This is a genomic window from Fibrella rubiginis (assembly GCF_017353185.1).
Lineage (GTDB): Bacteria > Bacteroidota > Bacteroidia > Cytophagales > Spirosomataceae > Fibrella > Fibrella rubiginis.
Window position 1 is genome coordinate 762,953 of record NZ_JAFMYV010000001.1, and the last position, 20,715, is coordinate 783,667.

Here is a 20,715-nt window from a genome sequence, read left to right on the forward strand (position 1 = left end):
CAACCCTGAATGCTGGACATGGGACTCAACAAGTTGTTCCATAGTGTCCAATCGTCAACGTCCAGCTTCTACTATCATTACTAATGCAACGACCTAAGTACTGGCTTCATATTCTCCTGTTTCTGATTACCATGGTTACCACTACTGCCGCTGGAGCCGAGTGGATGTATGGTCGGTTTTTTGTTCCGCCATCCAGTACTGGTGCCCTGGGCTGGCCTGAATTCTGGGCTGGCCTGAACTTCTCAATCCCGTTTCTGACCGTACTGACGGTGCATGAATTCGGGCATTATTTTGTGGCGAAAGCCAACCGTGTTCGGGTTACGCTGCCTTATTACATTCCGCTCTGGCTGGGTTTTGGGCTGGGGCAGAGCATTGGCACGATGGGTGCGTTCATCCGCATTCAGGAGTTCATCAGCAGCCGCCGAAAATACTTCGATATTGGCATTGCCGGGCCGCTGGCGGGGTTTGTGGTGGCGCTGGCGTTACTTTGGTACGGCTTTTCGCACTTGCCCCCTATCGACTACATATTTACCATTCACCCTGAATACAAAAAATTCGGGCTGGATTATGGCAAGCACGTGAGCGACGAAATTGCCATGGGAAAGGTGTCGGCGGTGGCGTTTGGTGATAACCTGCTGTTCTGGTTTTTCAAGACGTACGTGGCTGACCCCAGCCGGATGCCACACCCGTACGAGATGGTGCATTATCCATACCTGCTGGCGGGCTACCTGTCTTTGTTTTTCACCTCGCTCAATCTCATCCCTATCGGCCAGCTCGACGGCGGGCACGTGCTCTACGGGCTGATTGGCCGCAAGCGGTTCAACGCGCTGGCTCCCGTGCTGTTCACCGGGTTTGTCTTCTACGCCGGGCTGGGTATGTTTAAAGTATCGGATTTTGCCACGTCAGACGATGCCGTTTTTCTGGATCAGTTCAGCAAACTTATTTTCTACGTCACCGCCCTGTTCCTGATGTTTTCGCGGGTGACCGGGCAGTGGATTACCAACCTGTTGATCGCGCTATCTGTCGTAGCCGTGCAGTTTGGTGTGTCGTTTTTCTTCCCGCAGGTAGAAGGATACTCCGGTTTTCTGGTATTTGGTTTTGTGCTGGGTCGTTTTCTGGGTATCTACCACCCCGAAACGGAAGAAGACGAACCCCTCAGCACCGGTCGGCAACTGCTAGGCTGGCTGGCCCTGCTGGTGTTTCTGCTCTGCTTTAGCCCTAAGCCGTTTGTGTTTTCGTAATAATTTAGTTGAGGTAGCTTCGCGCTAGTGGCGTATTGCTGACGCGCGGCCCTTCGACAAGCTCAGGGTGACACAGAACTTGAATCAAGCTCACTGAGCTGCTTTAGATAGGCTGTCACCCTGAGCCTGTCGAAGGGCCGCGCGTCAGCAATACGCCACTAGCGCGAAACTACGTCAGCGATCACATCGCACCAGCAGCCACTAGACCCCGTCCATGCTTCTCTACAACCTCTCCATTTTCCTCTATGGCCTGGCCATTCGGCTGGTGGCTCCGTTCAACCGGAAGGCGCGGCTGCTGGTGGCGGGGCGGGCGCGGTGGCGTGAACCATTTGCCCTGAAACCACTCGACTTAGCGCGGCCTGTGGCGTGGTTTCATGCCGCCTCGCTGGGCGAGTTTGAGCAGGGGAGGCCCGTTATCGAAGCGTTTCGGCAACAACATCCAGATTACCAGATTGTGTTGTCGTTTTTTTCACCGTCGGGCTACGAGGTGCGGAAGAACTACGCCGGTGCCGACGTAGTCACCTACCTCCCCGCCGATACCGCCGCCAACGCCCGCGACTGGCTGGCGGTGGTGCGTCCCCAAAAAGCGTTTTTCATCAAGTACGAATTCTGGTATCACTACCTCCGCGCCCTGCACGAAGCCGGAGTAGAAACGATTTCGTTTTCGGCTATTTTTCGGTCCAATCAGTTCTTTTTCAAGCCCTGGGGTGGCTTTTACCGAAAACTGCTGACCTACTTCAACCACATTTTCGTACAAAACCAAGCCTCGGTGGATCTGCTCCGTGGTATTGGCATCACCCAGGTAACGCTGGCGGGCGATACCCGTTTCGACCGGGTGGCGCAGGTGGCGGCGGGCAAACGGGCTATTCCCGAAGTGGCTCGTTTTGTGGGCAACGACCCGGTGCTGGTAGTGGGCAGTGCCTGGGCGGCTGATATGGCCGTGCTGATCCCGTTTCTGAACCGGTTCAACCAGCCATTACGCGTGATCATTGCCCCCCACGAGATCCATCCCGACCAAATCAGCGGCTGGCAGTCGCAGTTGAGGAAGCCCTCCATTCTCTTTTCCGCGATTGATCAATTGACTGACAGTCAGTTTGCAGACGCCCAATGCCTGTTTATTGACAACATTGGTATGCTAACGTCGCTGTATCAATACGGCACGTTTGCGTTTATCGGCGGGGCGTTTGGCAAGGGGCTGCACAACTGCCTTGAAGCCGCTACGTTTGGCCTTCCTCTTTTCTTCGGACCCAATTACCAGAAATTTCAGGAAGCCATAGACCTGGTGGCCCAGGGCGGTGCGTTTCCGGTTCAGAGCACAACTGATTTATCATTGATCGTCGGCGATCTATACAAAGATGCCCCGGCCCGCGAACGGGCCGGGGCAATTTGTCAACAGTACGTAGCCCACAATGTGGGCGCAACGGAGAAAATAAGTAGCAGCTGGCAGTAGCATTCTTTACGGCTACTTACTTTTCCAGCATCTTAATAAAATAACCCCCCACTACCGACCGCGCCTGAAACCCGACTTTGTGGCCGTTGGTGGTTTCGTGCCAGTCGTTGAGCGGTACGCGGTCGGGGCTTTCGGTGGCGAAACGGAGGATCGGTTTGATGAGTGATTCGAAGTCCTCCTGCTTGTTGGCGAGGGTGGCTGTCCAGACAATCCAGTCCGATTTGGTGTAGGTGCGGCGGCTGTCGAGCGGCAGGCCAAACGGCTGCTGTTTGGTGAGGTAAAAGGCCACTTCCTGTTGCGCTACTTCCTCCGGAAAGATGTTCAGCTTCAATAGTTTATCCCAGATCAGGTTGTACTTCTGGCTCCAGGTACCGGGGTTGTCAAACGTCAGGGTGTAGTGGGTGCCGGTGGGGTCTTTGGCCAGTGTCATCCACTGTTTAGCCAGGTAGCGGGCCAGCCTCAGGTACTCCGTTTCGGTGGTGGCGTCGCCCAGTTTTCCGGCCAGATAACCATAGCTGGCAATGCCCATGATAGCCTTTACGCTCAGGTTGGCATTGCGGGCAATGTGCCCGGCAAAGTCGTCGGTGCAAAGTTGGTTTGTAGGGTCAAAACCATGCTGCTTCAGGTACGTTACCCAGGTGGTCAGCGCAGACCAATGCTGCCGGGCATAGTTGGCATTGCCTTCTACGTGGGCCAGGGCGGCGGTCAGAATCAGCATGTTACCACATTCTTCCACGGGCATATCTTCGCCGTAGGTTTGGCCGTTGGCAATGGGGTAGGTACCCACGTCGTGCGCCGCGAAGGGTTTGGTCCACCGCCCGCTTTCCGAGTAATGGAAAATGGGTTCCAGCATCCCTTTCAGCAGCGTAGGGTTGTATTTCAGGAACAGCGGTGCCGACGGATACGTCACGTCGACAGTGCCGATGGAGCCGTTTGAGAAATTCTCTTTCGAGAAAAACAGGGGTTGGCCATTGGGGCCGGCCATTGGTGGCCCCGCCACAAGTTTATGAGCGGCAATAGCCTGCCGATACGCCAGCACACACAGGTCGGCGTAGGTGGTGCCACCCGCTTTCAGGGCGTCGGTATACAGCGATCTGTCGAAAGCCGTACAGGTCTTTTTCAGCGTAACATAGTCTGATTCTGCCGCGGAAAGGGCTTTTTCCATAACCAGTTCAGACCCAATGGTGCTGTTTTGCCGGTCGTAGCGCCGCCACCAGGCGTTGAGGGGCTGACCAACGTACTCAATGGCTTTCAGGTCGTCGTAGCCCACCAGCAGGTGACGCTCTACGGGTTTGTCGGCCACGCGCCCCAGGTTAAACGAGGTAGCCAGCACCACGGTGCTGTCGGTAATCATGTTGGGACGACCACCCGCCCGGATATCGGAAACGAGTCCCTCACGCTCGAACTGATTCACCGACCCGGCCATGGTGCCAATGCGGTGGCTGGTGCCGGTCTGGCCCGGTGCGGCGATGTACAGATGCCCCCAGTCGATGCGGACGTTATCGCCTTTTTTACCCAGTATTTTCTGTTCGGCGGTGCCTACTCGCAGCCAGTTCAACGGCTGTTTTCCAGCCACGCGCCCGCGCCGCCACGTTACGGGCTGACCGGGGTTATCAACGGCAATGTCAGACGAAGCGTCTTGGTATATCTCCACCTGATGTTCCTGACCGTCGAGCGATTGTGTCGTGTAGGTTATGTACTGAACGGGCCGCGATAGCACATCCAGATTGTCCATGAGCAGCGGTGCCATAAACGTCACGGTCAGGCCCACGCCGCCTGCCTCAAACGTATACTGCGACCGCGTGGCCGACAGTTGTTTGCCTGTTTGCGTGGCTGCGCGCAGATCCATGCTCCGTTCCTGCAACAGGCCTAAGTCCACAAACTGCTGACCGCCAAAGTTCTGGCTGTGAAAGGCAATGACGTTGCGACCTGGTTTCAGCAGATCGGTAGCTTGGCGCCCGGTGCTGGTGAGTTCGTAGTTGGGCGATACGCCACTCGCGCCCGCCACCCGCTGTCCGTTTATGAACAGTTCGTAGTTGTCATTATAGATGGCGTTGACCAGTAACCGCCCCTGCGGCACCCGGTCGAGCACCACCTCGCGGCGCACCCAGATATCGTTGGTTGTCCAGGCCGTTTTGTCGCCAGGCCGTGAGCCAAATGGGGCTTGTCCGGTTGCCCATTGGCTATCATCAAACCTGGGTTGCATCCACTGGTCAGAGCCGGGCGAATCAGTTCGGAATTTGGCTTCGTAGGGTGTGTAGCTCGCCCCGACCTGGCGGGGTTGTGCCGCCCGCATCACGGTGTCGCCCACAAACGTAGGGTTGCCCATGAAGCGAAAAACAGTGCCATCAACGCGCAGCAGGCCATTTAATGCGTGAGGGCGACCCGTCCAGTGACGGGTGGGCTGGTCGTTGAGTTGATCACCAAATGACCAGATGCTGGTGTAGGGATCAACCGTAATGAGGGGGGTAGCGGGCGGGTTCAATGCTGCGCTGGCCGCACCGATGAGGGACTGAGAGTGTCCGTCGTTGAGGTTCATAAAAACGAGAAGTAGTGCAAGTACAAGTGGTCTTGCAAACATACATTTCGTTGATATACTATTGCATCTATAGAACATATTTTTTAACTATTTTAATGTGGAGCAGCATAGGCGGCTGTTTTACTCTTTAATCGGACCGGTATAATCTGTTACAGCAACAAAGGCCCGACGTAAGCGAACATATCGACCTCATTTTGTCTTCTAACCTAACCGGGCCCTCTGCAGCACCTGTTTCTTGCTGCTCACTTTTTACAGCTTATCATGTCTCAATTATTTTCGCCGTTAACGCTTCGCGGCATTCAATTCAACAATCGCATTGTCGTTTCGCCCATGTGCCAATACGCCAGCGTCGACGGGTTTGCCAGCGACTGGCACCTGGTGCACCTGGGTAGTCGGGCGGTGGGTGGCGCGGGCCTGATTATTGCCGAGGCCGCCGCTATCTCGCCCGAAGGTCGCATTACGCCCCACGATCTGGGTCTCTGGTCAGACGAGCACATTCCCGGTTTGAAACGCATTACCAATTTTCTGAAGGCCAACGGTTCGGTGCCGGGTATTCAACTGGCCCATGCCGGCCGGAAAGCCAGCCACAATCGCCCCTGGGAGGGTGGGAAAGCTATTTTTCCAAACGAAGCAGAGGGTTGGCAGACCGTAGCCCCCAGCGCATTGTCCTTTGCCGAAGGCGGTCCCGTACCCACGGCACTTGATGACGAAGGCCTGCACAAGATCCGTTACGATTTCCGCGAAGCCGCCGAACGGGCACTGGAAGCTGGGTTTCGGGTGGTCGAAATTCACGCGGCCCACGGGTATTTGCTGCATCAGTTTCTGTCGCCCATTAGCAATCAGCGTACTGATCAGTATGGTGGCTCGTTTGAGAACCGCGTCCGGTTTTTGCGCGAGATCATCGACGACGTACGCGCGATCTGGCCTACCGATTTTCCGCTGTTCGTGCGGATTTCGGCTACCGACTGGACCGAAGGCGGCTGGACGCCCAACGATTCGGTAGCCCTCTCTGCCCTGTTGAAAGAGCAGGGCGTTGACCTCATCGACTGCTCATCGGGCGGAAACGTACCCCACGCCACCATCCCCGTTGGGCCGGGCTACCAGGTGCCATTTGCCGAACAGATTAAACGCGAGGCAGGCATACCGACGGGCGCTGTTGGCCTGATTACCAGTGCCGAACAGGCCGAGGAGATCATTGCCTCTGGTCAGGCGGATCTGGTTTTGCTGGCCCGCGAATCTCTCCGCGATCCGTATTTCCCCCTCCACGCCGCCCATACCCTGGGCGATGACAGGCCGTGGCCGGTGCAGTATGAACGGGCCAAGCCAAGAGGGTAGGGGAATGAACAATGAATAATGTACAATGTACAATGTACAATGTACAATGTACAATGTACAATGTACAATGTACAATGAACAATGGCTTCGCGAACTGGTCGTCCGAGCGCAAAGTCATTGTACATTGTACATTATTCATTGTTCATTAGTCAACGCATGCGCTCAAGTCTGTACTCCCTGCTCCTTACGCTCTGCCTTTCCACCGCTGCTTTTGCCCAAAAAACGTTGCTGCTGCGCCCGGCGCGGGTTTTCGATGGAGAGGCCATGCACGAGAGTTGGTCTGTCCGGGTGAAGAATGACCGAATTGATGCCGTCGGGCCTGCCGCCAGCCTTGCCCCAGCGGCCACTGATTCGGTGATCAACTTGCCGGGTGCTACGTTGCTGCCAGGCTTGATCGAGGGGCATTCGCACCTGCTGTTGCACCCTTACAACGAAACGCCGTGGGACGATCAGGTGCTGCGCGAAGCCCGGTCTATGCGGGTGGCGCGGGCTACGGTACACACCCAGAAAACGTTGCGGGCAGGCTTCACCACCGTGCGCGACCTGGGTACGGAAGGGGCTGATTATGATGATGTTGGTTTGAAACAGGCCATTGATAAGGGCGTCATTCCGGGGCCGCGCATGATCGTGGCTACGCGGGCGCTTATTGCCACAGGCAGCTACGCCCCCAAAGGCTTCAGCCCCGACATCGACGTGCCGCAGGGAGCCGAAGAAGCCGACGGCCACGACCGGCTCATTCAGGCCGTGCGGCGGCAGATTGGCAAAGGGGCCGACGTGATCAAGGTCTATGCGGATTACCGCTGGGGCCTCATGGGCGAGGCCAAACCAACCTTTACGCTCGACGAACTGAAGACCATTGTGGAAGTAGCCAAAAGCAGCGGTCGGGGGGTGGTGGCCCATGCCGGGTCGGTCGAGGGGATGCGGCGGGCTATTCTGGCGGGCTGCGAAACGCTGGAACATGGCGACGCCGGTACGCCCGAAATTTTTGCCCTCATGAAGCAGCATGGCACTGCGCTTTGCCCCACCGTGGCGGCGGGTGATGCCATTGCACAGTACCGCGGCTGGAAACGGGGAACGCCTGAACCTACCCGGCTGAAAGAAAAGCGGGAAACGGTCAAACAGGCACTGGCGGCGGGTGTCACCATCTGCGCCGGGGGCGACGTAGGTGTGTTTCCGCACGGCGACAACGCCCGCGAACTGGAATTGATGGTCGACTACGGCATGACACCCGTGGCCGTGTTGCGCTCTGCCACATCGGTCAACGCTGACGTCTTTCACCTGGCCGACCGGGGTCGCATCCGGGCTGGCTTGCTGGCCGATATGGTGGTGGTAACGGGTGACCCCACGCGGCAAATAAGCGACATACGGCGCGTGGTGCTGGTGATCAAAGGCGGGGCGGTGGTGAAATAACCGCTTCCTGCAGGCGTTGTCAACATGGGTGCTATCGCTCCTTTAACCCCCTTTTAAGCCGCGTTCAACGACATTTTAACCACCTGCTGACTGGGGGGGAGGTAGCTTTGCACTAGCATTGATACAACCAGTTATGAACTACTTTTTCGCACTTGGACTGAGTGCCCTTACCGTAACGGGTTGGGCACAGGTTACGCCTGCGTCGCCTGCATCAGCCTTGGCAACCGTCGATTCGCTGCCTCCAAGTCGCCCCGCTACCCCCGCGCAGATGGCTCCGCAAGCGGCTGACCAGACGGCCAAAAAACCGGTGCCAGATAAAAGCGAGTTGAAATACAACCTCAACGAATCGGGTACGCATTTTTTTAAGGTTACGCTCCTCAACCAGTCCTGGTTTCGTTTTAACCAAAGTAACCCCGGCTCAACGGTAGTACAGGATCTCGCCAACAACACATTCGACATTGGTCTGCGCCGTACCCGCATTCAGGCATTTGGCCAAATCAGCGACCGCATTTTCCTGTATTTCCAATACGGGATGAACAACTTCAACTACCAGAACGGCTTCCCCTCTTTCAATACCAATGGTACACCGTCGAACCGGAAGGTGGCGGCTTTCTTCCACGATGCCGTTGGTGAATACCTGGTGTTCAGGAACAAGGACTACCTCAAAATTGGGAGTGGACTTACTGTCGTCAACGGTTTGTCGCGGTTCAGCCAGCCAAGTGTAAGCACCATCATGAGCATGGACTTACCCGTGTTTGCCCAGGCCACGGTCGACCAAACCGATGAATTTTCGCGGAAGCTGAGTCTCTACGCCCGCGGCCAGGTTGGGCCAATTGATTATCGCGTGGTTATTACTGATCCATTCCCGATCCAGACCAATGGCGCTACACCGCCGGCGCTGGGTACCAACGCTAACTTTGCGCTTAAAGGCCACCACAAGCAATACCAGGGGTTTTTTATGTATCAGTTTCTCGACAAAGAGTCGCACCAAACGCCGGGTTACATGACAGGTACCTATTTGGGTAAGAAATCGATCGTTAATCTTGAGGCTGGTTTCATTACCCAGCAAAACGCCATGTGGCGGCGTGAAGGCAACACCGGAGCCAGTACGGATACTACCTACCAGAACATGAACCTGTGGTCTGTGGCCACTTTTCTCGATATGCCTCTGAACCGCCGCACAGGCACCGCCATCAACGCGTACCTTGGCTACTTCCATACCGACTACGGCACTAATTACCTGCGCTTCAATGGCGTTATGAACCCGGCTACAGGGCAGGCAACGGGCACGGCACCAGGTGGGTTGGGTGGTACGCAGGGCAACGCATTTCCGATGTTTGGTACAGGCAGCGTGGTGTATTCGCAACTGGGCTACCTTATGAAACAGGATCTGTTTGGGCCTGCCACTGGTACGCTCATGCCCTATGTGCAGGCGCAGATTGCCAACTACCAGCGTATATCATCTACGCTGGGCATTTACAATGTGGGCGTTAACTACCTCATCAAAGGCCACAACGGCAAATTGAGCCTCGACTACCAGAACCGGCCTTACTATCAGGCTGCGGTCGACGCCGCCAACCGGCTGGTGCCCACGGGCCGGGCTGGTCAGCTGACTCTCCAATATCAGGTGTTTATCTGACAGGGCATAAAGTCAGCTGGCTGTCAGGGCCTTTTATACTTAGCTACTGACTGTGTAGTAAGTACTTAGACATGATTAAGTCACCCAATTTTAACCTGACAGATTTGTTAAAATTCTGTATTTTCGTAGTGTTTTCGACGGATTTCTATGATGACGTTTCTTTTTGGTCTAGCAGTTCTGTCGACTGATTGGTTGTTTCATGGCTGATTATTGCTGTTTCGTCAGGTAGCACCAATCGGCCCGGCTTTCCACACCGTATATTTGCATAAGCGTTTATGCAACACATGCACTTCTATACCTCCTTGCGATTCGGCGCGTTTGCCACTCTTTTTTGGTTGCTTGCCCAACTGGCCCAGGCCCAGACGCCTACCTATGTGGTGAGCGGCACGGTGGTAGATGCCCGTACGGGCGAAGGGGTGCCTTTTTCCAGCGTGGCCCTTGTAGGTCGCAGCGTGGGTGTAACCTCAGATGATAAGGGTGTGTTTACCCTGAAAACCACCCGTCTTACCGATTCGCTCTACGTAAGCTCAATGGGCTTCGGGATCAAGCGCTTTGCCCTCGACAAGACCAAACTCAACCAGGTACTACTGCTAAAATTACCCCCCGCTGGTCGGGTGTTGCAGGAAGTGGTGGTGCGGGCCGGCGAAAACCCAGCCTGGGGCATTCTACGCAACGTGCGGAAGAATATTGACAAAAACGACCGTCGCCGTATTCGGGCCTATGAGTACGATAGCTACTCGAAAACGGCCGTGTCGCTCACCCACATCTCGGATAAACTTCGGTCTAACCCGCTGATCAAGAAGGTAATGGCGGCGATGGATAAGAAAGATTCTGTCACCGATGACCTGGGCCGTAAGATGATGCCTCTTATGATGACCGAGTCGGTGAGCCGTTATTTTTACCGCGAATCGCCGGAGCGCAAGCATGAAGATATCGTGAAAACGCGCCTCAAAGGTATGGATATCGTTGAGCCTGAGATCCTTTCGCAGTTTGTGGGCGGCAATGCGCTGAGCTATAATTTCTACCAAAATTACCTGCGCGTACTGGGTAAAGATTTTGCCTCGCCGGTGGGAGCCGACTGGAAAGGCTGGTATTCGATGTACCTGGCCGACACCACCAAGATTGGCGACTTTGTTTGCTACGAAATTCAGTTCGACCCAAAAAACAAGCAGGACCTGGTCTTTACGGGTAAAATGTACATCGACACCACCACCTTTGCCCTCACCATGATTGAGGCGAAAGTGGGGGCCGAAGCGAACCTGAACTACGTGCGGCGCATGGAAATTGAGCAGGAACTCGAACCTGCGCTTGATTCGGCCGGCAACAAAATTGGCTGGATGCCCGTATCGATGCGGACTACCGCTGAGGTCTATGGCGTGGGCAAAAACTCGGTGGGTGCCATGCTCCAGCAGACTACCCGTAACAGCGGATTTCTACTCAACCAGCCCAAGCCGCTTAGTTACTATGACCGTACCGTTTCGGTAGCCGACACGGCCAAGTCGAACACAACGGCGCTGGAAGAACTGGAAGGCGACGACAAACAGGCCGCCCTGGCCGATGAGGCCTACTGGGCCAACGCCCGCAAAAAACTGGGGGGTATGGATTCGCTGAGCACCAACGACCGGAAGGCGCAGGGGCTGATAGACACGCTCCGTGCCGTACCCATTGTGCGTACGACCGAAATTCTGACGCGCATTGCCACTACGGGCTGGTACCGGCGTGGTCCTGTTGACTGGGGTCCGTACCCGTATGCCGTAGCCGTAAACAATATTGAGGGGCTACGGTTGCGAGCTGGCTTTCGCACGAACGGCAATTTCAGTAAGTCGATGGTGTTTCGGGCCTACACCGCTTATGGCACCGGCGATGCCCGGTTTAAGGGTGGGGCTGAACTGGATTTCATCCTTTCGCGCCGCAAATGGACCATTATGGGGGCGCGGGCATCGTATGACCTGGACCGGCTTGGTTTCACGCCCGAACTCATCAATGGCAACAAGATTTTTCAGGCATTCAGCCGGTTTGGCAAGTATCAGGGCGGTTTTTACAACAACCAGCAGGAAATCTATGTTCGCACCGAACCACTAAAAGGTGTGATGCTGACGGCCACCCTCGGCGACCGGACGTTTGTGCCAACTTTCCCATTCCACTACCGTGTAAACCCCGAAATGGACGATAACTCGCCCACGCGGCCCGACTTTACCGATTCGTACTGGTCTGTTGAGGCACGACTGGCCCGGCAGGAAACGTATGTGATGGACGGCAACGAGCGCATCCCGGTGGCCACCAAACGGACGCCTGTGTTGTGGATCAAGTACCAGCGGGGGCAACGCATACTGGGGGGTGATTTTATTTACCACCGCTTCTCATTCCGCGCCTTCCAGACGTTGAAATTTGGCAAAATGGGCCGATCGTCCTACGTGCTTCAGGCGGGCTATATCCCGTCGCGTTTGCCTGCTCCACTGCTGTTTCCCCATACCGGTAACCCCACGTTTTTCTTCGCGCCCAATACCTTCAACCGGATGCAGTTCTACGAATTCGTGTCTGACCGGTTTATGTCGCTCCACTGGCAACATAATTTCGACGGCGTACTTTTCAACCGCATTCCCCTCATTAAAAAGCTAAACTGGCGCTTGTGGGGCAACGCCGATGTTCTCTGGGGTAGCCGTCAGCCACGGAGCCGTCAGGTCGACTCGCCCCGCCCTGTACCAAGCGGGCAACCCTCTACGGTGTTCGGGGTGCTGAATCCTGATATTCCTTACATCGAGGCGGGCTACGGCATCAGCAACATTTTCAAATTCCTGCGCATTCAGGCCGTTCACAGACTTAATTACCTTACCCCCGGTACCGACCGGTTTATTATCAAGGGGGCAGTAGAGTTTAGTTTTTAAGAAAAACAAGAACCAAGAGGCAGGAAGCAAGACGTAAACAACATACTACGTCTTGCTTCCTGCCTCTTGGTTCTTGTTTCTTCCCCCAGTAATCAAATTCATGTTTTCCCTTCGATATCCCCTTACGCTGGCGTCGGGTTCGCCCCGGCGGCGGCAGTTGCTTACCGACATGGGCGTGGCGTTCACCATTGAAACGCGTCCTACCGACGAGGTTTTTCCCGATGATATGCCCGCCGATGAAGTGGCCGAGTTTTTGGCCTGCGAAAAAGCCGCTCAGTTCATGCCCGACTTGGGCCAGCGGCTGGTGCTCTGCGCTGATACGGTCGTGATTCTGGATAATCAGATTTTGAATAAGCCCGCTGATGCTGCTGAGGCTCACCAGATGTTGCGCCGCCTGTCGGGACGTACGCATCGGGTACGCACGGGTGTGTGCCTGCTCTCGCCCGAAGGCCAAACGTCTTTTACTGACGAGGCCACGGTTCAGTTTGCCCACCTGACCGACGACGAAATCGACTATTACATCCGCGTTTGCCAGCCCTTCGACAAGGCCGGTGCCTACGGGGCGCAGGATTTTATTGGCCTCGTGGGCGTAACCCGCCTTGAAGGTTCGTTCTACACCGTTATGGGCTTGCCCACGCACCGGGTATATGAGGCGTTGAAGGAATTTGAAGTTCAAGGTCTGAAGTTCAAGGTCTAAAGTTGCTTCGCATGCGGTCTATTCGAGCGCGAAGCAACGTTAAACCTTGAACTTTAGACCTTGAATTTTAGACCTTGAACGCCCCTATTCAAACCGCAAATGCTTCACTGACTCACCAGACATGGCAAGCTCCTGAAGTGATTCGATGCCTATTTTGAGGTGTGTATCCACAAAGTTGGTGGTCACTTTCTTGTCGCTTTCTTCGGTTTTCACCCCTTCCGGCACCATCGGGTTGTCAGAGACTAGCAGCAGTGCTCCGTGCGGAATGGCGTTGACGAAACCCACCGCAAAAATGGTGGCCGTTTCCATGTCGATGGCCATAGCGCGGGTTTCGCGGAGGTACTCTTTGAAGGTTTCGTCATGTTCCCAGATGCGGCGATTGGTCGTATAGACGGTGCCGGTCCAGTAGTCAAGCTGGTGCTTTTTGATCGTCGACGATACCGCTCGCTGCAGGCGAAAGGAGGGGAGTGCCGGAATTTCAGGCCGGAGGTAGTCGTTGCTGGTACCGTCGCCGCGAATGGCCGCAATGGGCAAAATCAGGTCGCCAAGGAGGGTGCGACGTTTTAGCCCGCCGCATTTGCCCAAAAACAGCACTGCCTTTGGGCTGATGGCCGACAGCAGGTCCATTACGGTAGCAGCCATGGGGCTACCCATACCGAAATTGATGATCGTAATGTTGTTGGCCGTGGCCGTTTGCATGGCCCGTCCGATGCCGTAGATTTCCACGTCATACATCTTGGCAAACAGCTCGACGTAGTTGATGAAGTTGGTGAGCAAAATGTACTCGCCAAACTGTTCGATGGGCGTACCCGTGTAGCGTGGTAGCCAGTTGTTAACTATTTCTTCTTTGGTTTTCATGAATGCCAATGAGCGAATGAGCGATTGAGTGATTGAGCGAATAATCGAGACAGTCACTCAATCACTCATTCGCAATTATCTTTACGTATGGACGCGCTGAATCTACCTGCATTTGACTGCAAACTTACGGAGATAGACGGGAAAGGGTACATTTTCGATTTGTTACGCCGCAAACATGTTCGTCTCACGCCCGAAGAATGGGTGCGACAACACGTGGTCAATCTGCTCATCGAACATTACCGGTATCCGAAAGCGCTGATCCGGTCGGAGGGGGGGCTGTCGCTGAACAAAACCCTGAAACGCACCGACCTGATGGTGTTCGACCGGGCCGGTGATCCTTATTTGCTGGTAGAGTGTAAAGCCCCCCAGATTACCCTGTCACAGGCTGTTTTTGACCAGGTGAGCCGCTACAACCACATCCACAAAGCGCCCTATGTGGTGGTCACCAACGGCCTTACGCACTATTGCTGTCAGGTGTGCCATGTGAATCAGACCATCGAATTTCTCGACGATTTTCCCGCGTTTGCCGGATAGTGGCTTTGTGGTTTTGGGGGAATGTATACCTTTGCCCTGCATCAAAAACCGTATGCACGCATACTACCTGTCATGGCGGAGTCCTACAAATCGCTTTCATACGAAACCAGCAACGGCGTACTCACGCTAACACTGCTAGGCCCTGGAAAGGGCAACGCCATGGGGCCTGATTTTTGGGCCGAACTTCCTCTTGCCATCGACGAAATTACGGCCATGGACGATGTGCGGGCCGTCATTGTACGGGGCAGCGGCAACCATTTTTCCTACGGCCTCGACCTGCCTCAGATGATGCCTAAACTCGGTGCCATGGTGGGCGGCAACCAAATGGCCGACCGCCGCCGGGAGTTGATGGACATGATCCGGCAGATGCAGTTGGGTTTCCAGAAAATGCACGAGTCGCCGAAGCCGTTTATTGCGGCCATCCACGGCTGGTGCATTGGCGGGGGCGTAAACATGATCTCTGCGGCCGACATCCGGCTGTGTTCTGCTGACGCTAAATTCAGCCTCCGTGAAGCTAAACTGGCCATCACGCCCGACATTGGCGGGTTGCAGTGGTTACCACATATCGTGGGCGAGGGGATTACTCGTGAAATGGCCTTTACCGCCGCCGACTACGACGCTGCTTTTGCCCTGCGCACGGGCCTGGTCAATCACGTACTCGATACGCCCGAAGCTCTCTTCGCTAAAGCCAACGACATAGCTCAGCAAATTGCCGATAACGCCGCTCTGGCCGTGCAGGGGGCCAAAAGTGTATTGAACTACGGCCTCGACAAGAGTATCGAGGCGGGGTTGCAATACGTAGCCGTCTGGAATTCGTCGCAACTGCAATCGCCTGACTTTTCCGAAGCCATGCAAGCCACCGCCGAACGTCGGCAGGCCGCTTTTAACAAAAAACTAAACCGGGGTTATTGAGGAATGTACAATGCATAATGAACAATGTACAATGGCTACGCGATTAGACTTAACCCGCTGATTGCGAATCCATTGTACATTGTTCATTATGCATTGTACATTATTAAATCCACCAATTTTATGATTACTACAGGCATGCTGCGCGATGACGCGCTGACGGGTAAAACCATTATTGTAACGGGCGGGGGCACAGGCCTTGGCAAATCCATGACTCGTTACCTGCTCCAATTGGGGGCCAACGTCACCATCTGCAGTCGGCGGCAGGCCGTGCTCGACCAAACGGCGCAGGAGCTTACAGAAGAGATGGCAAATCTCTCAAGTGCGGACCAATCCAGGCCGGGAAAAATCATGGCCATCGCCTGCGACGTGCGCAACCCAATGGAGATCGAAAACGTGCTGGCCGAGACCGTGGCTAAGTTCGGTCGGGTAGACGGGTTGCTCAACAATTCGGCCGGCAATTTTATCAGCCCCACCGAGCGGCTATCGTACAAGGCGTTCGACGTAGTGGTGGACATTGTGCTGCGGGGTACGTATTATTTCACACTGGCCGTAGGCAAATATTGGATCGAAAATAAGATCAAGGGTACAGTGCTCAACATCTCAACCACTTATGCCACAACGGGTTCCGGCTACGTGGTGCCCAGCGCGGTGGCCAAAGGTGGTGCGTTGATCATGATGAAATCGCTGGCCGCAGAGTGGGGTAAATACGGCATCCGGCTCAACGCCATCGCCCCAGGCCCGTTCCCTACCAAAGGGGCCTGGGATCGGCTGTTTCCCGAACCACTGGCCAGCATGATGGACCCCACCAGCCGCATTCCGCTTAAGCGCGTGGGCGAACACCAGGAACTGGCCAACCTCGCGGCTTACCTGCTCTCCGATTTCTCTGGCTACATGACCGGTGAATGCATCACCATCGACGGCGGCGAAGTGCTGGCCGCCGGTGAGTTCAGCCACCTCGAAAAAGTGACTGAAGACCAGTGGGATATGATTGGCGAAACCATCAAACAGGCCAACCGGGCGAGTAAGCAGGAAGGAAAATGAAGAAGTGATTATTACCCGACAAGCCATAATCCACTGGGCAACCGCCAAAGTCGCCAGTCAACGGGCTGAATCTCTTAGTCGATGAGGCGGATCGGCTCATACAAAGCATAGGAGAGATGAAGAATCGCATTGTAGGATGGGAGCGCCAGCACCCTACCCAAAAAATTGCTCGACGCTAATCATCATCACGCTCTTTATTCATTATCCGCACGAAGGCCCCCCGGCGGGGAGCGGGTACCAGCGCCGCTTCCCCCCTCAGCCCTTTCCACAATATCTCGTTGAACAGGTTATCATCAATGCGGTCAGCGTCGGAGAAATCAAGTGACTCCGATTTTTTAGCGCTGGGCGTGTGAGCCGTATTGAGGGCGTCAAGGTTGATGTTACTCGGCACTGACCGGTAGGGTGATGCGTCTGGTGTTGACGTGAAACTACGAAACAGCGGGGTGGCGCCGGCGTCGTACTGGCTCATGGGGGGAAGCCCCAGAATCAACTCCATCGTGCGCAGCATCCCGGAGGTTGAATACATGGTGTGGTCAACGCTGCGCCGTTTCACGTATGGGCCGATGACGAGGGCGTTGGAGCGGTGGGCATCTACGTGGTCGGGGCCGTTCTGGGCATCGTCTTCCAGGATGAAAATGGCCGATTCGTTCCAGATCTTACTCTTGCTGATGTGTTCCACCAGCATACCCACGGCGAGGTCGTTGTCGGCTACGCAGGCGTAGGGCGTCATTTGTCCCACGGCCAGGCCGTGGGTATGATCATTACCCAACCGGATGGTGCTGAACCGGGGCACCGCGTTGACTACCAGCAGCGAATCGAAGTCGCGTTGCCACTGATTTACCCGCGTGGTATCCTTCGTTTTGTTGACGTAGAACGTAGTAAAATTTCTGCAGACGTGGGCGGCATCCAGTGCGGGAATGTTGCCTTTGTCTTTGTCGACAAACACGCCGTAGCTGCGGTAGCTGACACCTTTGCGCTGGCAGAAATCCCAGATATAGCCGTCTTTATCATTGGCAATGGCCCGTCGGCCCATCCCCTCCGTCACGCCGCCCCGCCTGCTGTAGCCCGCCACCCAGGTTTTTTCCAGATAGTCGTTAGCGTGGGCGGCCATGCTCCAGTTGTGGCCGTCGGCACTTACTTCGGCGTCGACGTAGAAATTGTCGAGCAGCACAAATTCGCGGGCCAGCTTGTGCTGGTTGGGGGTGTATTTTTCGCCAAACAGGCAGAGCGTCGAGTCGCCGTTACCTTCTTTAATGTCGCCGAAAACCTGGTCATACGTGCGGTTCTCTTTCAGGACGTAGAACACATACCTGATGGGCGAGGGCGCACCCACTTTCGTAGGAATCGGGTTGCCGGGTTCGCCATCGGCCGTCAGTTCTTTGGTCTTGTTATAAGGCGTATTGGCGTAGACTTTTTTGGCGTACAGGGCAAGGGTCGTTTCGGTTGGCTCGTCGATAATGCTCATGGTGCCCTTCATCAGTGCGCCAATATATTGCAACCGGCTGTTGGGCCGTTGTGCCTCGCCAACGTGGGTTTCGGAACGTACCTCGCGGCTGATGGGCTGCGGCCCCAGCGGGTTGGCAAACGACGTAAACCCTTTCCCGTTGGTCACAAACATACGTTTATCAACCACCCGGACACTAGTAGGAAACCAACCCACCGGAATGAACCCTTTCGAGGCACTTTTACCGGGTACGGTCACGTCAAATACCGCCAGGCAGTTGTTGTCGGCGTTGGCGATGTAGAGCGTACGTTCGTCTTTAGCCAGGGCCAGCCCATTGGTCATAGACCCCACCGGCGAGTTAGGATAAAGCGCGGCGTCGAGCACTTCAATCACCTTCCGGGCCTTTACGTCGATCACCGACACGCTGTTGTCGCCTGCATTGGCCACGTAGATGAGTGTACCTTTTTTGTTGATGACCAACTCATTAGGGTTGTACGATACCGGAATGGTTGTGGTCAGCCTACGGGCTTGTGTGTCGAAAATGGCCACCTTTTTGCCACCCCACAGCGAGATGTATAACTCCTTTCGGTTAGGCGACAGCACACAGGTATAGCACTCGTGACCCAGCTTCTCCTGATGAACAATGGCCTTGGTCAGCAGGTCGACGACGTAGAGCGAGTTGCTTTCTTTAGTCACGACATACAGCAGGTGCCGGGCGTCGTCAACCTCGATGCCGACGGGTGATATTTTGGTGGGCCAGGGATCACCCAGGCGCAGGCTATCGGTCAGCACCAGTTGCTGGTTGGTGATGGCGTAGCACAGGATCTGGTTACTGTTACCTCCCGATGCGTAAAGCATCTTGCCGTCACCGCTGAATTTAAGGCCGTAAAATGACCGGGGAATCTCAACGCTGTGCAGCACCGTTTCCCGCTTTGGATCAATCAACTGGATGCTCTGCGTACCCTGCCCGTTGTTGGTCACGGCCATCAGCAACCCCGATGCCGACACGGCGATGTTCAGGGGTAAATCGCCTACTTCCAGCGACCGCCCGGCAGGAGTCAGGCTCCATCCGTTTGGCAGCAGCACCCGCCGCGACTCCAGCCCGGCATCCAATTTTTTGACATCAACGCGCGATTGTGCCCATGAGAGGCTGGCGATGAAAAGCAGGAAGCAGGGCAGGATGTTCCTCATAAAATGTTGGTTGTCAGACAAAATTGCTATAAAATTACTTTTGCCACCATACCATAATCGTGCTATCGTCGCCGCCCATCGAGGTCACGGCGGCGGTGAGTGCTTCGGGGTTGAGCGATTGCAGGTACGTAGGATACGGCACCCGGCTCGGAAATTTGTTTTCAGCAGGGATGCCCGCCCCCCGTGGCAACACGGGATAGCCCGTCCGGCGTTTCTCGAACCACGACTGGTAATCGACAAAGAAGTAGGCGTAGTACTTCTGGATCATGATTTGCTCCAGTTGTTTGTCGGGCGTGGCGGTGGCGTTGTAGGCTACCCCCGGCTGGGTCAGGAAAGTAGCGGGTAGGGTTGCCCCCCATTGTGTCATAGAGGCCGTGATGCCTGCTTCGTAATGCGCTTTGGGCGTTTTTCCCGTGGTGTAGCCATTTAGGGCCAGTTCGGCTTTGATAAACTCTACCTCGGCGTAGGGCATCATGACACCCAGTTGCGGCAGGGTTTTCAGCGCGTCGGTATAGCTCGAATTCTTACCCACCGCATATTCCAGCGTGGTCACGTAGCCGCTTTGAATACCCTGATACACCGGCTGCCCGTTGACTGTGACCGGGATGGCCCATACTGCCCGGCGGGGGTCGTTGTCGGCATTGAGCTTTCCCAAAAAGAAGTCGGTGAAGTAGGTGCCCTCGCGCCAGTCGAGGGTGCGGGCGTTATAGTACGGGTTGAAATAAGGGAACGTACCCGGATAGCGAAAAATGGCGTCGTCGGCGTTGGCGGTCATCACCGGGTACTTCGCCGGGTCGGCCAGTATCTGATTAATCTGCTCTTTCGCGTTGATCTCACCGTCGCGTTTCAGAACACGCAGCAGCAGCCGCAACCGCAGGGAATTCGCCCATTTTTTCCACTTCAGGATACCCGGATTTTTGCCGCCGGTGACGGCATTGGCTCCGTAAACCAGATCGCCGCCGTAGGTCAGTGCCCTGGTGTCATCAAATAAACTGTTGGCCGTTTCCAGGTCCTTCAGCAACTGCACGTAGATATCTTTTTGCTTGTCGAAACCGGGCTTCACCACGCCCCCGGCGGCTTTGGTGGCTTGTGAATACGGTACGTCGCCGTAGAGGTCGGTCAGGATCGAGTAGGTCCAGCTTTTATACACCAGGGCAATCGCTTTGTAGTTGGCTTCTTTCAGCCGGTCGGCAATGGTATAGATGTCCTGAATGTCGGTGAGGTAGGCGTATGAACTGCTCCACACACCCGCGCCGGGGTTGACCACGTAGCGGTGCAGCCCGCCGCCTCCCGCACTGCCGCGTGGGGCATCTACCTGCATTAGCTCGTGGGTAAACGAGCGGGCGGCCCCCATCGAACTGTTCACCATCCGGTATTGCAGCTGGCCCAGCAACACACCCGGATTCACGTCTCTGGGCCGGTTGGGATCGGTATTGATGTCGTCGAAACCCGCGGTGCAGCTTGAGAGCAAACCACTGACCAGTAGGTAGATAACAAGTAGGGGTGATAATCTTTTCACGATGAAACTGCGTCAGGGAT

At 55.4% G+C, this 20,715-nt stretch carries 14 protein-coding genes; 10 read left to right on the forward strand and 4 right to left on the reverse strand.

Translation table 11 applies throughout. The annotated features are described in order from the left end of the window. Window positions 1-83: 83 nt before the first annotated feature. The gene (locus J2I47_RS02950; protein WP_207363048.1) at window positions 84-1,241 is read left to right on the forward strand and encodes a site-2 protease family protein; all 1,158 of its coding nucleotides are present in this window, start codon (window positions 84-86) and stop codon (window positions 1,239-1,241) included. A 214-nt stretch (window positions 1,242-1,455) separates the two neighbouring features. After that, entirely contained in the window at window positions 1,456-2,691 is a 1,236-nt protein-coding gene (locus J2I47_RS02955) for a 3-deoxy-D-manno-octulosonic acid transferase (RefSeq protein WP_207363049.1), read from the forward strand. A 16-nt stretch (window positions 2,692-2,707) separates the two neighbouring features. On the opposite strand, the gene J2I47_RS02960 is transcribed toward J2I47_RS02955, so the two are convergent. Beyond that, window positions 2,708-5,230, reverse strand: coding sequence for a glutaminase family protein (locus tag J2I47_RS02960; RefSeq protein WP_229374219.1), 2,523 nt, complete (start codon window positions 5,228-5,230; stop codon window positions 2,708-2,710). Window positions 5,231-5,491: 261 nt separating this feature from the next. Between J2I47_RS02960 and namA the strand changes: the two genes are divergently transcribed. The 5 genes from namA to J2I47_RS02985 all read left to right on the forward strand — a co-directional run bounded on the left by namA (window position 5,492) and on the right by J2I47_RS02985 (window position 13,196). Continuing rightward, window positions 5,492-6,565, forward strand: coding sequence for an NADPH dehydrogenase NamA (namA, locus tag J2I47_RS02965; protein ID WP_207363051.1), 1,074 nt, complete (start codon window positions 5,492-5,494; stop codon window positions 6,563-6,565). 156 nt (window positions 6,566-6,721) lie between these two features. Further along, complete coding sequence (locus J2I47_RS02970; RefSeq protein ID WP_207363052.1) at window positions 6,722-7,975, forward strand: metal-dependent hydrolase family protein; 1,254 nt, start codon at window positions 6,722-6,724, stop codon at window positions 7,973-7,975. A 133-nt stretch (window positions 7,976-8,108) separates the two neighbouring features. Then, complete coding sequence (locus J2I47_RS02975) at window positions 8,109-9,614, forward strand: hypothetical protein (RefSeq protein WP_310587612.1); 1,506 nt, start codon at window positions 8,109-8,111, stop codon at window positions 9,612-9,614. Between the two features lie 275 nt (window positions 9,615-9,889). Then, window positions 9,890-12,499 (forward strand): DUF5686 family protein, encoded by a 2,610-nt coding sequence (locus J2I47_RS02980; RefSeq protein ID WP_229374220.1) that lies wholly within the window; start codon window positions 9,890-9,892, stop codon window positions 12,497-12,499. Window positions 12,500-12,599: 100 nt separating this feature from the next. Continuing rightward, a complete protein-coding gene (locus J2I47_RS02985) occupies window positions 12,600-13,196 on the forward strand; it encodes a Maf family protein (protein ID WP_207363053.1) in 597 nt (198 codons plus the stop codon). 84 nt (window positions 13,197-13,280) lie between these two features. On the opposite strand, the gene J2I47_RS02990 is transcribed toward J2I47_RS02985, so the two are convergent. Continuing rightward, window positions 13,281-14,054: an AMP nucleosidase gene (locus J2I47_RS02990; protein ID WP_207363054.1), complete on the reverse strand. Its 774-nt coding sequence runs from the start codon at window positions 14,052-14,054 to the stop codon at window positions 13,281-13,283. 87 nt (window positions 14,055-14,141) lie between these two features. On the opposite strand from J2I47_RS02990, the gene J2I47_RS02995 reads away from it, so the two are divergent. The 3 genes from J2I47_RS02995 to J2I47_RS03005 all read left to right on the forward strand — a co-directional run bounded on the left by J2I47_RS02995 (window position 14,142) and on the right by J2I47_RS03005 (window position 16,541). Next, window positions 14,142-14,588 carry a type I restriction enzyme HsdR N-terminal domain-containing protein gene (locus J2I47_RS02995; RefSeq protein ID WP_207363055.1) on the forward strand — a complete coding sequence of 149 codons (447 nt, stop codon included), beginning with the start codon at window positions 14,142-14,144 and terminating at the stop codon, window positions 14,586-14,588. A gap of 72 nt (window positions 14,589-14,660) precedes the next feature. Next, entirely contained in the window at window positions 14,661-15,500 is an 840-nt protein-coding gene (locus J2I47_RS03000) for a crotonase/enoyl-CoA hydratase family protein (protein WP_207363056.1), read from the forward strand. Between the two features lie 120 nt (window positions 15,501-15,620). Next, window positions 15,621-16,541, forward strand: a complete 921-nt coding sequence (locus J2I47_RS03005; protein WP_229374221.1) for an SDR family oxidoreductase — start codon at window positions 15,621-15,623, stop codon at window positions 16,539-16,541. Between the two features lie 175 nt (window positions 16,542-16,716). On the opposite strand, the gene J2I47_RS03010 is transcribed toward J2I47_RS03005, so the two are convergent. Then, complete coding sequence (locus J2I47_RS03010) at window positions 16,717-19,176, reverse strand: bifunctional YncE family protein/alkaline phosphatase family protein (protein WP_207363057.1); 2,460 nt, start codon at window positions 19,174-19,176, stop codon at window positions 16,717-16,719. Between the two features lie 34 nt (window positions 19,177-19,210). Beyond that, window positions 19,211-20,695, reverse strand: a complete 1,485-nt coding sequence (locus tag J2I47_RS03015) for a SusD/RagB family nutrient-binding outer membrane lipoprotein (RefSeq protein WP_207363058.1) — start codon at window positions 20,693-20,695, stop codon at window positions 19,211-19,213. Between the last annotated feature and the right edge of the window lie 20 nt (window positions 20,696-20,715).

What these genes read in the sequence shown, in the direction of transcription:
- J2I47_RS02950 (WP_207363048.1), top strand. Translation starts at nt 84, where the DNA reads ATGCAACGACCTAAGTACTGGCTTCATATTCTCCTGTTTCTGATTACC.
- J2I47_RS02955 (WP_207363049.1), top strand. Translation starts at nt 1,456, where the DNA reads ATGCTTCTCTACAACCTCTCCATTTTCCTCTATGGCCTGGCCATTCGG.
- J2I47_RS02960 (WP_229374219.1), bottom strand. Translation starts at nt 5,230, where the DNA reads ATGAACCTCAACGACGGACACTCTCAGTCCCTCATCGGTGCGGCCAGC.
- namA (WP_207363051.1), top strand. Translation starts at nt 5,492, where the DNA reads ATGTCTCAATTATTTTCGCCGTTAACGCTTCGCGGCATTCAATTCAAC.
- J2I47_RS02970 (WP_207363052.1), top strand. Translation starts at nt 6,722, where the DNA reads ATGCGCTCAAGTCTGTACTCCCTGCTCCTTACGCTCTGCCTTTCCACC.
- J2I47_RS02975 (WP_310587612.1), top strand. Translation starts at nt 8,109, where the DNA reads ATGAACTACTTTTTCGCACTTGGACTGAGTGCCCTTACCGTAACGGGT.
- J2I47_RS02980 (WP_229374220.1), top strand. Translation starts at nt 9,890, where the DNA reads ATGCAACACATGCACTTCTATACCTCCTTGCGATTCGGCGCGTTTGCC.
- J2I47_RS02985 (WP_207363053.1), top strand. Translation starts at nt 12,600, where the DNA reads ATGTTTTCCCTTCGATATCCCCTTACGCTGGCGTCGGGTTCGCCCCGG.
- J2I47_RS02990 (WP_207363054.1), bottom strand. Translation starts at nt 14,054, where the DNA reads ATGAAAACCAAAGAAGAAATAGTTAACAACTGGCTACCACGCTACACG.
- J2I47_RS02995 (WP_207363055.1), top strand. Translation starts at nt 14,142, where the DNA reads ATGGACGCGCTGAATCTACCTGCATTTGACTGCAAACTTACGGAGATA.
- J2I47_RS03000 (WP_207363056.1), top strand. Translation starts at nt 14,661, where the DNA reads ATGGCGGAGTCCTACAAATCGCTTTCATACGAAACCAGCAACGGCGTA.
- J2I47_RS03005 (WP_229374221.1), top strand. Translation starts at nt 15,621, where the DNA reads ATGATTACTACAGGCATGCTGCGCGATGACGCGCTGACGGGTAAAACC.
- J2I47_RS03010 (WP_207363057.1), bottom strand. Translation starts at nt 19,176, where the DNA reads ATGAGGAACATCCTGCCCTGCTTCCTGCTTTTCATCGCCAGCCTCTCA.